Here is a 12,440-nt window from a genome sequence, read left to right as displayed (position 1 = left end):
TAGCCGGTCGTCTGAAATAAGATAAGATTTGTATTCTTATGCGGATCATAAGGAATAGTTTTAGATGCGTGGCCTTAACCTTGATCAGGTGCATGCCTTTGCCGATGTGATCGAACTTGGCAGTTTTTCAGCCGCCGCCGCACGGCAGAATTTAAGCCAGCCTGCGATCAGTCAACAGATCCGCCAGCTTGAAGATCGTCTTGGCGTGCGGTTGATTGAGCGTGTCGGCAAACGCGCGATGCCAACACCCGCCGGGCAGGCATTGCTGGACCGGGTGGGGGAGATTGACGCATCGGTTCAGAACGCCCTGGACGCTGTGGCGGGATTTGCCAATGGCACGGTCGGGCCGGTGCGCATCGGGACCGGTGCGACGGCGTGTATCTATTTCCTGCCAAAGGTTCTGGAACAGTTGCAGCGGCGTTTTCCGGGGCTTGAAATCATCGTTCGGACCGGCAATACCAGCGACGTTCTGAAATCGATTGAGGAAAACAGCCTTGATATCGGGCTGGTGACATTACCGGCCAGCGGGCGCAGTCTGGATATCGTGCCGGTTCTGACCGATCCGTTTGTCGCGATCTTTGCCGACGGGATGGATGTGCCCGATCTGGTCCGGCCGGCTGATCTGGCAGATATTCCATTGGTTCTGTATGAACGCGGTGGGCAGACGCGCACCATTGTCGATGACTGGCTGCGGGCCGCCGGTGTTGCCGGGCATTCGATCATGGAACTTGGCAGTGTCGAGGCGATCAAGGAACTGGTGGGTGCCGGGTTGGGGGCAACGATTTTGCCCGCCATGGGCGCGCGGTTGGGCCGCACACAGTTCCCGATCAAAACCCGCAAGCTTGCCCCGGACCTTGCGCGGAGCCTTGCCCTTGTTGTCCGGCGCGACAAGGTGATGGGCAGCGGATTGCGCGAAGTCCGCAATGGATTGATTGCGGCTGCGCGAGACTGGACGCCAAATCAGTCTTCTTCGGGGACGTAGAAGGTCGGGAATTCGGCGTTTGGTTCGGGGATATGCAGGGCAACACCGTTTTTTTCGATCATCTGGGCGATGGCAGCGGGCGGTGCGCAATCGGTGAAGAAGGCGGTGACCTGTGTGACAGAGCCGCCGCGCACCACGGCATTGCGGCCAAACTTGGTATGATCGGCGACCAGATAGGTCTGGCGCGAGTTGGTCAGAATGGCGGAACGTGCGCGGACTTCCTGTTCGTCAAAGTCAAGAAGGCTGCCATCGGCATCAATGCCGCCAACGCCGAAAATGCCATAATCGACCTTGTAGCTGTTAAAAAATGCCTCGACCTCCGGCCCGAGAACATCGCGGTCGCGATTGCGCAACCGGCCACCAATCAGGGTGACGTCAAAGCTGTCATTGGTGGCGGCGACGTAAGCCACATTGAGGTTGTTGGTGAAAATCCGCAAACCGCGATGCTGCAAAAGCGCACTTGCCACCAGTTCCGGCGTGGTGCCGATTGAAAAGAACAGGGATGCGCCATCGGGAATGGCGCGCGCGACCAATGCCGCGATCTTGCGCTTTTCATTCACATGCAGAACCTTGCGCGCCCGATAGGCGATGTTTTCATGTTCAAGTGCCGGTTCAACCCCGCCATGGCGACGGCGCAGCAATCCTTCGTCGCAAAGGGCGTTTACGTCGCGGCGGATGGTTTGCGGGGTTACCTGAAAACGTTCGGCAAGCTGTTCAATGGTCTTGAAACCGTCAGCACGGACAAGTTCAACGATGCTGGCCTGACGTTCAGTCGGACGTTTTTGCATGAGGGGTTTCTTTGGCGGTTGTTTCGCGGTTTTGTTTGAACGAATGTTATGTCGTGTTCATTTCAGGAATATTACCGTTTCACGGCATTCATATGAAACAAAACATATTCGCTTTTGGGTTGGTCGCCAAAGAGAAAAGGCCGCCCCGGTGGGCGGCCTTTGCATCGATCAGGAGCGGAACAGGTTTTCTGCTGCTTCCATGTAATCGGATGTTTTGGGTTCGTCTTTTTTGCGATCATCCTTTTTGCCGGGATAATCCGGTTCCGGGTTGATCTGCAATTCTTCGGGCAGCGGATCGGGCTCGACATTCTTGACGACCTTTTCCGGGTTTTTGCTGCGTGCGATCACGACCTGTTTTTCAAGGTCAAGTTCGATGCAAAGCCCCATGGTCACCGGGTTGCGCGGCGTCAGGTTGGCCGAGTTCCAATGCGTACGGTCGCGGATTTTGCCAATCGTGTCCTTGGTGGTCCCGATCAGTTTGCAAATCTGCGCATCCGAGAGTTCCGGATGGTGTTTGAGCAGCCATGCAATCGCATTCGGGCGATCCTGGCGTTTTGAAACCGGGGTGTAGCGTGCGCCTTTGCCATGCGCGCGCGGACGCGGCAGGTCGGACTTTGCCATTTTCAGCAATGCACGCGGATCAGCTTCGCAGCGCGCGATCTCGTCTTTGGTCAACTGACCATTGGCAACCGGATCAAGGCCGACAATCCCCTGATTGACATCGCCATCAGCGATGGCCTGAATTTCCAGTTCATGCAGCTCGGTAAAGGCTGCAATCTGCCGGAACGACAAACCGGTATTGTCGATAAGCCATACGGCCGTTGCTTTGGGCATGAGGGGCTGAGCCATAATTCCTCCTGTTTACTCTTTCTCTCTCTGGAGACCGGCGATGGGATGAACCCCAAATACGCGGGAATATCTGCCCCAGAATATAATCTGTTTTGGTGTTCCGGCAACGCAGCAAAGGCAACCCAAGGTGAGTGCCGCGCGTCGCTGGAACCGCCACAGCGCTCTTTTCGATCAATGTGCGGTTAAAAGCAACAATCTGTTGCAGGTTATCGAAAAGAATATTTCTTTTCGACCCGCAATCGAAGGCCTGTTGCCGGGAAAGGGTGAAGCCGATGGTGATCGATATGCCTTCAACCCGGATCCGTAAACGATCAAGGCACTTCCAGTACCACTTTTCCAACATGTGCGCCACCCTGCAAAATCTCATGCGCCTGTTGGGCCTGATCCATCGGCAGGGTTTGGTAAATGACCGGTTTGATCGTGCCGTTTTCAAATAGCGGCCAGACCTGTTGACGCAGCTTTTCTGCAATCGCGCCCTTGTTGGCAACCGGCTGGGCGCGCAGGGTTGATCCCATCAAGGTCAGGCGCTTTAACAGAAGCGGGGTAAAGTTGGTTTCGGCCTTTGGTCCATTGAGGAAGGCAATGATCAGGATGCGGCCTTCCATTGCGGCGGCCTTGAAATTGCGGCCAACATAATCGCCCGCCACCATATCAAGGATGACATCCGCCCCCTTGCCATCGGTTGCGGATTTTACCTGTTCGACGAAGTCCTGTGTTTTGTAATTGATGGCGATATCCGCACCAAGGTCCAGACAGGCCTGGCATTTGTCATCGCTGCCGGCCGTTGTGATCACGCGCGCGCCAAATGCCTTGGCAAGCTGGATCGCGGTGGTGCCGATCCCCGATGTGCCACCATGAACAAGGAAGGTTTCGCCGGATTTCAGCCCGGCCTTGTCAAAAACATTATGCCAGACGGTAAAGAATGTTTCGGGAAGGCTTGCGGCTTCTGTCATGGAAAGGCCAGCCGGAACCGGAAGGCATTGTGCGGCGGGGACAGCGGCATATTGGGCATAGCCGCCGCCGGTGACCAGCGCGCAAACCTGATCACCAACCTTCCATGTCGTGACATCGGGGGCGGTGGCAACAATTTCACCGGAAAGTTCAAGCCCCGGGATTTCCGATGCGCCGGGGGGCGGGGGATACATCCCGGCCACCTGCATCAGATCGGGCCGGTTGACCCCGGCGGCACGAATACGCACCAGAACCTCGCCCTGCGTGATTTCCGGCATCGCGACCTTGCCCGCGGCAAGATAGCGGTTTTCGCCCTCGATGCGGATTTCGATTGCCTGCATGTCTTTGGCAAGGCTTGGGGCAAGGCTTGGGGCAAGGTCGTCTGGCAAGGTCATGACAAAACTCCATAGCGAATGATAAATTCGATCCCTATGTAATAGCGGCAAAACCGCCAGGGGCAAAATGTCAAAGGAGGATGACTGTGGAAGAAGACGACCTGCAAAAACCTTTGGCCGCGATGTTCGGCCTGCCGCGGAGCCTTGACGGAATGTCGATTGAAAACCTTGTCGATTATCGAGCCGCCCTGGAGCAGGAACTGGTGCGGGTTGATGCGGCAATGGAGCATCGCAATGGTGTTCGTGCCGGGGCGGAAGCGCTTTTCAAGAACTGACGGGGGCGGGTACGCCAAAATATTAAACGTGAGGATATATTTTTAAACCTCCGGTTAATTGAATATTAAACTTACCGTCTTATATATGGGTAGTGGGCCACTGTTTGGCCCCTTGTCGAACGTGATGTTTCGATGCCTCCCTGTTAAACTGAACCGCCCGAATTCAGGGCGGTTCTTTTTATGTTTTCGCCTTTTACGTACTGCTTATACGTATTTCGGTACGTATTAATACGTACTGTCATATTTCCGACACTTATTACCTTGACCCCTTGCCAACCGCTAGCTAGAGTTCGGCCACAAACAAGATCAAGAATAAAAAAAAGTCCGGCAAGTTTAGCAGGTTGAGGCAAGGCCGCCCTTTGGGGCGGTCTTTCTATTTCGGGGCAAATTTAGGGCAAATTTTCCCGGATGCTTGAAGCCCGGTGTCCGTTTCCCATATAAGCTTTATGGCAAAAAAGGATCACCCGACCGGGATCGGGCAACCCTATCAAAGCAACTTCGCGATTGTTCCTCTTTCGCGAACCTATGACGAGGCTTTCACCCTGCTGGTGGAGGCGCGTAATTATCTTTCCGCAAATCGAACCGCATCGCGCCATGGGATTCACGGCAGTGCCAAAATGAAGCAATTCGTTGAGGAGATGCGCATGACCAGCCGCCTGATCCGGGCGATGGCGTGGCTGCTTGCGGTGCGGGCGGTTGAAGAGGGCGAGATTGATTGGGAAGATGCGGTTGATCTTGATGATCTGATGGTCGATCTGCAAATCTGTGTTCGCGACGACTGCGACGAAGAAACAGGATTTCCCCCCGCCCTTCGCGATCTTATGGAACGGGCCCATTCGCTTTATATGCGAACGGCGCGGATGGAGCTTCAGGTCGCGGCACGCTGTTCAGCCTGAGCAACGGTTCAGCCACCTTCTTCAGATTAAAGGCAAAATGCTTCAGGCGCGCGGGGTCGCGGCAAAGACTTCTATCGGTTCGGCAAAGCCCTTCATCTGGCGTGTGCCTTTCGATGTGAAGGTCGCCCGGCTGCCGGCGTAGGTATCCTTCACGTTCTGCGATACCAGAATTTCATCCCCACCGGCCTGGGCGCAGACACGTGCGGCAAGCTGCACGACGCTGCCAAACAGATCGTTTTCTTCGGCAATGGCCTCGCCGGCATTGATGCCGATGCGAATCTGGAATTTCAGGTCCTCGCGGCCATTATGCTGCGCCATGTTGCGCTGAATTTCGATGGCGGCTTCGACGGAACTTGCAGACGACGGGAACACGGCCATGATGCCATCCCCCATATGCTTCACTTCCTTGCCATAATTATTGATCAGGGCGGTGCGCACGATCTGGTTGTGGATATGCACCATCTTCTGGGCGCCGACATCACCCAGTTGCTGGGTCATCTGGGTCGAATTGACGATGTCGGTAAACATCAGCGCATGCAGCTTGTTATTCGCGTTTGCTGGCGCGCCAGTCGGCTTTTCCGACCATGACGCAATCGCACGCGACACCGATGTGGTGATGCTCTGCTCGTCCTTCATGTAGGCATCCATCGAGCTTCTGCCCGCGCCATACATGTCCTTGTATTTTGGTTCCAGGATATAGCTGTCGACATTCTTGCAGAATGTGTCGGCCATATTGTGGGTTGCCCCAAGTGCGGAAATGCAGTCCTTCAGAACACTTCGTCCCTGACTGGTGCCAAGGGCGTTCTTCTCGCTACAGGCATCACAGGCACCGGCAACGTATAGATTGACGCCGAATTTGTGGTAGGCGTCCATGTTCGGAACGGTCCGCTTGATGGCCTCTATCGAACCGGCGATGAAGGATTTCATGACCTCGCGCGTGGCCTGAAGGGCTGGCGTTACGGTCATTGGCTGATCGGGGATGCCGTCATCGCGCGGTTCGGATGCGGATTGGGTATCGTCGGTTTCATCCGCATCGATGTCGGGCATTGCTTCATTTTCAGAACGCGCAACCTCGGCGGCCATTTCTGCAAAGCTGCCCGATAAGGACGGGCGGTTCGGCGATGCCGTCTTGCGCCCCGGTCTGGCGGAACGTTTGGCACCGGGCTTTTGCGCCGGCTCTGTTCGTGCCTTGCCCTTGAATTTGCTTGTGATGCTCATCAGCATCGGTGTCGCACTGGCAAGGAAGCCGACAATAAAGGATATGAAATTGGCCTTGTCGTAGAAGCCCTGACTGATCGAAAGCCCCATGCGCGGCAGATATTCAAGCCCGTGAGATGCGCCAAGCATCGCAGCCAGACCGATGGCAATCGCGATGCAAAACGCCATCACCAGTTTCAGCGCCACAGCAATGAGGCCGGGGCTTTCATCCGGGCTGGCTGTTTTGACCTTTGTCCGGGCCGGTTTTGGGGCCGGTGTTGAAACCTGTTCGGGGGGGCTTGCTGGCGCACGCGCCGGGGCCGGGCGGGTTGGTGCTGTCTTTGGTGCGTTCTGGGGTTTGTCTTTTGCGCCGCTTTGCCGCGTTTCATAGATGACATATTCATCCGCGGCATTGGTCGCGTGGTTATAGACTTCGCGAATGACCTTCACAGCCGAGACATGCGCCATCTTTTCAAGCGAGCGTGCCTCTTCCTCGGCCTGCTTTTTCTGCGCACCGGTAAAGTGGGCGTGAATTTCCCAACGCCCTGAACGGTCTTTTACATAGACTTCATAACTGACCTGGGTGCGCGCAATCACCTGGTTCATTCGGTTAGCCCAGTCTTCCTGACAATAGGGGGACCCCATCCCCGTTTTCCGCGCGGTATAGCGCCGGTTGAAGATTATGGCAAGAAAATGTCCGGATGACCATTAAATATGGCTAATGCCCCCGTATAGCTGGGTTGCATACCATTCTGATTCTGCATCCGGAAAAGAAAAACGCCCGCAGCATCATGAAGACGCTAGCGGGCGCTGATCCCATAAATCGCCAGAAAGGCGAAATTTGCTTAGTTATTACCGATATTGAAACCGGCGAAGCGTTTTTTGAACTTCGCGAGCTGACCGCCGCTGTCGAGCAGACGATGAACACCAGTCCAAGCCGGATGGCTTTTCGGATCGATGTCAAGCTTCAGAACGTCGCCCGGATTGCCCCAGGTCGATTTGGTGGTGAAGCTGCTGCCGTCCGTCATCTGAACGGTGATTTCATGGTAATCGGGATGGATGTCTTTTTTCATCGCCTATCACTCCGGAATTTGAAGCGCGGTGTATAAGGTAAAAAATCGACCTATGCAACCCCTGTATCCGGGAATTATTGGATAAAGCCTGATTAACGGTTGCGATAGGCGTTTTTTCCCGGCGGGCAGGGTGATATTGCACACCGCATCGGGTAATAATCCGTAGTTCCTGTGTGATGCAGACTTGCGCGAGACTCTTTATATAGTATGGTGCGCCAGCATATGAAATTGTCGCCTTGCCAGGGGGCGTTTTGCCCCTTTTGACAGACGGAGTGTTGATCGTGGCCCTTGATGAAACCCGCTTCCATCAGCTTGCTGATGACACCATCGAAACCCTCTCGGATCATATAGATGACGAGATGGGCGATGATCTTGATGTCGATCTGCAATCGGGAATCCTGACGATCGAGCTCGACTCGGGTGAACAGTTCATCATCAATAAACATGGTCCGAACCGCCAGATATGGATGTCCTCGCCGGTCAGCGGGGCCAGCCATTATGATTTCGATGAAGACAATGAAAGCTGGACCTCGACCCGCGGGTCGACGACGCTGACCGATCAGCTTTCGGCGGATCTTGCGGTGAAAACCGGTCGGCGACTTGATCTCGACTGATCCGATCATGGAAATGGCAGGAAAAGCGTAAACTGGAAGGCTGCTGTGGCATTAAATCCTCGTACTTCACCCCGTCTTGCAGACAGGGACTCCAGTCGTAATTTCTCCGCTCTTCGCGCCATTATCCCCTTCGTTCGGCCCTACAGGTTGCAGGTTGCCGGTGCGATGGTGGCACTGGTTGTTGCGTCGGGCACGGTGCTTGCGCTTGGCAGCGGGTTGCGCATGCTTGTTGATCAGGGGTTTGCCGATGGCAATGCCTCCTTGCTTGATCAGGCGCTTTTTGTTCTGTTTGCCGTAACGCTGCTGATGGCCGGGGCAAGCTATGCCCGGTTCTTTCTGGTATCGTGGATCGGGGAGCGTGTTGTTGCCGATATCCGTTCGGCGGTTTATGCCCACATCATCCGGCTGGATCCGGGATTCTTTGAGGTAACCCGCACAGGTGAAGTCCTCTCGCGGTTGACAACAGACACCACCCTTTTGCAGGTTGTGATCGGATCAAGTGTTTCGATTGCGCTTCGCAATATCCTGATGTTTGTCGGCGGTCTGACCATGCTGGCGATCACCAGCCCCAAACTGACCGCACTTGTTTTGCTCGTCGTGCCGTTGGTGGTTGTGCCGATCATCGGTTACGGGCGCCGGGTACGCCGCCTGTCGCGTGAGGCACAGGACCGCATTGCCGATGTCAGTGCCTTTTCCGAAGAATCGCTCAATGCGCTGCGGACGGTTCAGGCCTATACCCACGAAAAGATTGAAAGCGACAAGTTTGATGGCTTTGTCGAAGGCGCATTCAAAACCGCGATTTCGCGTATTTCGGCGCGCGCCCTTCTGACCGCCATCGTGATCGTCATGGTGTTTGGCGCGGTGGGGACGATTTTATGGATCGGCGGGCATGACGTGCTGGATGGCACGATTTCGGCCGGGGACCTTTCTGCCTTTGTGTTCTATGCCATTGTTGTTGCCGGTTCTGTCGGTGCGATCAGCGAAGTGATCGGTGATCTGCAACGCGCGGCGGGGGCGGCTGAACGCCTGATGGGGTTGCTTGAAACCGAACCGGCGATTGCCGCACCGGCAAACCCCGTCCAGATGCCGCAAAAACATCTTGGCCATGTCAGTTTTGAAAACGTCACTTTCCATTATCCGGCGCGCCCGGACCGTTCGGCACTGACCGGTTTTTCGTTGCAGGTCAAACCGGGGGAAACCGTAGCACTTGTCGGCCCGTCGGGTGCTGGCAAAACAACGGTGTTTCAGCTTCTGCTGCGATTCTACGATCCGGCGAACGGCGTGATCAAGGTCGATGACGTCGATATCCGTACGGCTGATCCGATCGCCGTGCGCGAACGGATTGGTCTGGTGGCGCAGGATCCGGTGATTTTTGCCGCCAATGCGTGGGAAAACATCCGCTATGGCCGCCCTGACGCGTCCGACGAGGATGTCCGGGCGGCGGCCGATGCCGCCCATGCAACCGAATTCCTTGATCGGTTGCCCGACGGTTTTGACAGCTTCCTGGGGGAAAGGGGCGTTCGTCTTTCGGGTGGGCAGCGCCAGCGCATCGCGATTGCACGCGCAATCCTGCGCAATCCGTCGGTTCTGCTGCTTGACGAAGCCACCAGTGCGCTGGATGCCGAAAGCGAGCAGGTGGTCCAGAAGGCACTTGAAACCATCATGGCAACACGCACCACCCTTGTGATTGCCCATCGACTGGCAACCGTGCTGCATGCCGACCGGATTGCCGTGATTGATGACGGAAAGCTGATTGCTATTGGCACCCATCAGGAACTTATGGAATCAAACCCGCTTTATGGCCGTCTGGCCAGGTTGCAGTTCGAACAGGATGCGGCCTGATAGCGCACCGACAGCGGTCGCGATCAGTTAAACCCCGTTTGCATGCAGGCGGGGTTTTTCGTTGCCAGCGGCCGACAGGCGGGAAAGGGACTGGCATGGTCCATCCGCTCATGTGGCGATGCCGTTGTCAAAAAGGACCATGCTTGGCGCAGACATTAAAAAAGCCCGCCGATGGTGATCGGTGGGCTTTTTTTAAGGCGTATGCCGTGGTATCCGGATCGTTTATTCGGCGCTGGCGACCTTGCGGTTATGCATCGAAAGTTCGGCATACTGCCCGCGCATTCCCTCTGCCTTGGCCAGGAAGGTTTTCAGTTCGTTTCCTTTAAGGGTCTTGCCGCTGGGCATCTTGACCTTGATCGGGTTGACCTGGGCGTTGTTTTTCAGGATTTCGAAATGCAGGTGCGGGCCGGTCGATGCGCCGGTGGTGCCGACATAACCGATCACATCCCCCTGCTTGACCCGCGATCCCTGTTTAAGGCCCTTGGCGAAGCCCTTCATATGGGCATATGCGGTATCATAGGAATCGTTGTGGCGCAGACGGATATAGTTGCCATAACCCCCATTGCGACCGATCTGGGCAACGGTGCCGTTACCTGCCGCAAAGATCGGCGTTCCCGGTGGGGCGGCGAAATCCACACCCTTGTGCATCTTGGTAAAACCAAGGATAGGATGCTTGCGCGCGCCAAAGCCCGATGACAGACGCGCACCATTGATCGGTGTCCGCATCAGGGCACGGCGATACGATTCGCCCTTCTGGTTATAGAAGTCGACATCGCCATTGCTGTCTTTATAGGAATAAAGGCGGACATTATTGCCGCTCAGCGTCATGCTGGCATAAACCACATCGCCATAACGAACGCGCTCGCCGGCATCGTTGCGCAGTTCCTCGAACATCACCTCGAAACTGTCACCGGGCTGAATGTCGCGCTGGAAATCGACTTCATAGGAATAAAGCTCGATCAGTTCCATCAGCACCGAAAGCGGCATACCGTTCTTTTCTGCTGCAAGGAACAGACTCTGATCAATCACGCCCGATGAAACATTGCGAACAGGGGTCAGTGCGATTTTGTCGCTTGAGGCGGTAAAACCGTCATCGGTACGGGAAACCAGAACAACGGTTTCGGGATCAGGCTGGAAGCGCAGCGTATCAAAAAGGCCGCTATCCCCTTCAACGTCGCTGCCATAAACAAGGTCGAATTCCTGGCCAGCGCGCAGTTTGCGGGGGTTGTAAACATCGCGAAGGGCTTCGATGGCATTGAACGCAACCGACCGTTCCAGTCCCGCCGCGGTTAAAGTTGCCATCAGGTTGGAACCTTTTTCCAACACAACCGTTTCAAGACGGGGTTCATTATCGGGAAGATTGGCCGTTTCGGTCACACCGGACGAGGGAGAAGCGCTTAACTCGCTTTCAGCGGCACTGGCTGACAAAGCGGTATCCGAAGCGTTGGAGTAATGGTCAGAGAGGATGAAACCCGCAGTCCCCCCCAAGATTGCCATGATGGTGGCAATAGATACCAAGTCTCTTCCGGCCATTGCCGCAGAACTCCCCTAGAACTAATAATGCAGTGTGCCCAACGAGTTGCTCTTTGCGGCAACATCGGCACGAACCTTATACAAAAAAGACTCGTAAATGTGAAATGCCAATTCGCAACCGGTTCGGACACCGTCCCGTTACGGCCATGATGCCGGGATATGGTTTACGAACCGTTGAAATGAATAAGGCAGGATCTTCACAAGAACGACGCTGATCTGAATGGCGAGAATGGCAAGAAAATGGCAGCGTGTTAACCATTTAAATTCACACCTTTTGTCGATGCGTATGATCGCAGGCCAAAATGTGTGCCGGTATCTGCGAATCACTATCCTGAATGCCGCGCTGCCGGGGCCGGACTGCTGCCGACGCATTCCATGATTCGCACTCTTATATATATGTGTGCAAATTGCCGGTGATGGCCCGGTGTTTTTGCACGGGCTTTTCGGGGCAAATCTGATTTTACGATGACCCATTATATATATGTGTTCGCAAAAGACGGCCGGGGTGGGGTGAAAGGCCGCGGATGCCCGTTTTGTGCCGTGCAAAACGCCGATGTGGTGGTGCTAAGGTTAAAACGGCTGTTTTCTGCGGTTGGCTAAATCGATACAATGTCATTCCTAACCATATGGTCAAAATGATGCTGCAGCGCACTCAATCAGACAGTGATATGGCGGGTTGTGGCGGAAATTAAGGGAAAACCGGCTTTCCAACTTTTTGCATTTTTAGCGCGTTTTTTTCCAAAAAAGGGTTTGACAGTTCCTTGGGTGGGGCCTATAACCCGCCTCCACCGACGGGGTGCGGCGCCAAGGAGACGGCGACGCGGACTGGAAGGTAGAGGGCTTCGGCTCTAGAGTTCTTTGACATTGTTGATCAGTAGGAAGGGATGCGCGGGCAGCGTTATGGCGTTTAGTCTGTGCATCCTGGAGACGACGGACTGATTTGGTTTAGGCCAGATTGGTTTGTGGTAACCACCAAAATGTGCAGACGTCGGTTTTTAAGAGTTTGTCTATGAGACAAGCTTGGATTGAACATGAGAGTTTGATC

Annotated in this window: 11 protein-coding genes; 5 read left to right on the top strand and 6 right to left on the bottom strand. The window is 55.1% G+C overall.

What is annotated here, in order from left to right; translation table 11 throughout:
* The first annotated feature begins 64 nt into the window (after positions 1 to 64).
* On the top strand, positions 65 to 982 hold the full coding sequence (locus tag ABIE64_RS08850) for a LysR family transcriptional regulator (protein ID WP_354377181.1): 918 nt from the start codon (positions 65 to 67) through the stop codon (positions 980 to 982).
* Here ABIE64_RS08850 and ABIE64_RS08845 read toward each other — a convergent pair.
* The 3 genes from ABIE64_RS08845 to ABIE64_RS08835 all read right to left on the bottom strand — a co-directional run bounded on the left by ABIE64_RS08845 (position 961) and on the right by ABIE64_RS08835 (position 3,965).
* On the bottom strand, positions 961 to 1,770 hold the full coding sequence (locus ABIE64_RS08845; RefSeq protein WP_007091077.1) for a DeoR/GlpR family DNA-binding transcription regulator: 810 nt from the start codon (positions 1,768 to 1,770) through the stop codon (positions 961 to 963). The genes ABIE64_RS08850 and ABIE64_RS08845 overlap by 22 nt on opposite strands.
* A gap of 168 nt (positions 1,771 to 1,938) precedes the next feature.
* The gene (locus tag ABIE64_RS08840; RefSeq protein WP_040060006.1) at positions 1,939 to 2,619 is read right to left on the bottom strand and encodes a DUF1013 domain-containing protein; all 681 of its coding nucleotides are present in this window, start codon (positions 2,617 to 2,619) and stop codon (positions 1,939 to 1,941) included.
* A gap of 311 nt (positions 2,620 to 2,930) precedes the next feature.
* Entirely contained in the window at positions 2,931 to 3,965 is a 1,035-nt protein-coding gene (locus tag ABIE64_RS08835) for an NAD(P)H-quinone oxidoreductase (RefSeq protein WP_354377180.1), read from the bottom strand.
* Between the two features lie 80 nt (positions 3,966 to 4,045).
* Between ABIE64_RS08835 and ABIE64_RS08830 the strand changes: the two genes are divergently transcribed.
* Together ABIE64_RS08830 and ABIE64_RS08825 are read left to right on the top strand one after the other, a co-directional pair.
* Positions 4,046 to 4,240 carry a DUF1192 domain-containing protein gene (locus ABIE64_RS08830; RefSeq protein WP_007092397.1) on the top strand — a complete coding sequence of 65 codons (195 nt, stop codon included), beginning with the start codon at positions 4,046 to 4,048 and terminating at the stop codon, positions 4,238 to 4,240.
* Positions 4,241 to 4,662: 422 nt separating this feature from the next.
* Complete coding sequence (locus ABIE64_RS08825; RefSeq protein WP_354377179.1) at positions 4,663 to 5,136, top strand: DUF1465 family protein; 474 nt, start codon at positions 4,663 to 4,665, stop codon at positions 5,134 to 5,136.
* Positions 5,137 to 5,178: 42 nt separating this feature from the next.
* On the opposite strand, the gene ABIE64_RS08820 is transcribed toward ABIE64_RS08825, so the two are convergent.
* Together ABIE64_RS08820 and rpmE are read right to left on the bottom strand one after the other, a co-directional pair.
* A complete protein-coding gene (locus ABIE64_RS08820; RefSeq protein ID WP_354377178.1) occupies positions 5,179 to 6,939 on the bottom strand; it encodes an adenylate/guanylate cyclase domain-containing protein in 1,761 nt (586 codons plus the stop codon).
* A gap of 239 nt (positions 6,940 to 7,178) precedes the next feature.
* On the bottom strand, positions 7,179 to 7,406 hold the full coding sequence (rpmE, locus tag ABIE64_RS08815) for a 50S ribosomal protein L31 (RefSeq protein ID WP_007092400.1): 228 nt from the start codon (positions 7,404 to 7,406) through the stop codon (positions 7,179 to 7,181).
* A 281-nt stretch (positions 7,407 to 7,687) separates the two neighbouring features.
* Between rpmE and cyaY the strand changes: the two genes are divergently transcribed.
* Positions 7,688 to 8,020, top strand: coding sequence for an iron donor protein CyaY (gene cyaY, locus ABIE64_RS08810; protein WP_007092401.1), 333 nt, complete (start codon positions 7,688 to 7,690; stop codon positions 8,018 to 8,020).
* 45 nt (positions 8,021 to 8,065) lie between these two features.
* Complete coding sequence (locus tag ABIE64_RS08805; protein ID WP_037990143.1) at positions 8,066 to 9,862, top strand: ABC transporter transmembrane domain-containing protein; 1,797 nt, start codon at positions 8,066 to 8,068, stop codon at positions 9,860 to 9,862.
* Between the two features lie 222 nt (positions 9,863 to 10,084).
* Here the strand turns inward: ABIE64_RS08805 and ABIE64_RS08800 are convergent, their stop codons facing one another.
* A complete protein-coding gene (locus tag ABIE64_RS08800; protein WP_354377177.1) occupies positions 10,085 to 11,290 on the bottom strand; it encodes a M23 family metallopeptidase in 1,206 nt (401 codons plus the stop codon).
* Between the last annotated feature and the right edge of the window lie 1,150 nt (positions 11,291 to 12,440).

Origin of the sequence: Thalassospira sp. MBR-102 (assembly GCF_040549275.1) — a bacterium.
Classification (GTDB): domain Bacteria; phylum Pseudomonadota; class Alphaproteobacteria; order Rhodospirillales; family Thalassospiraceae; genus Thalassospira; species Thalassospira xiamenensis.
This window is presented reverse-complemented; position numbering and strand designations above follow the sequence as displayed.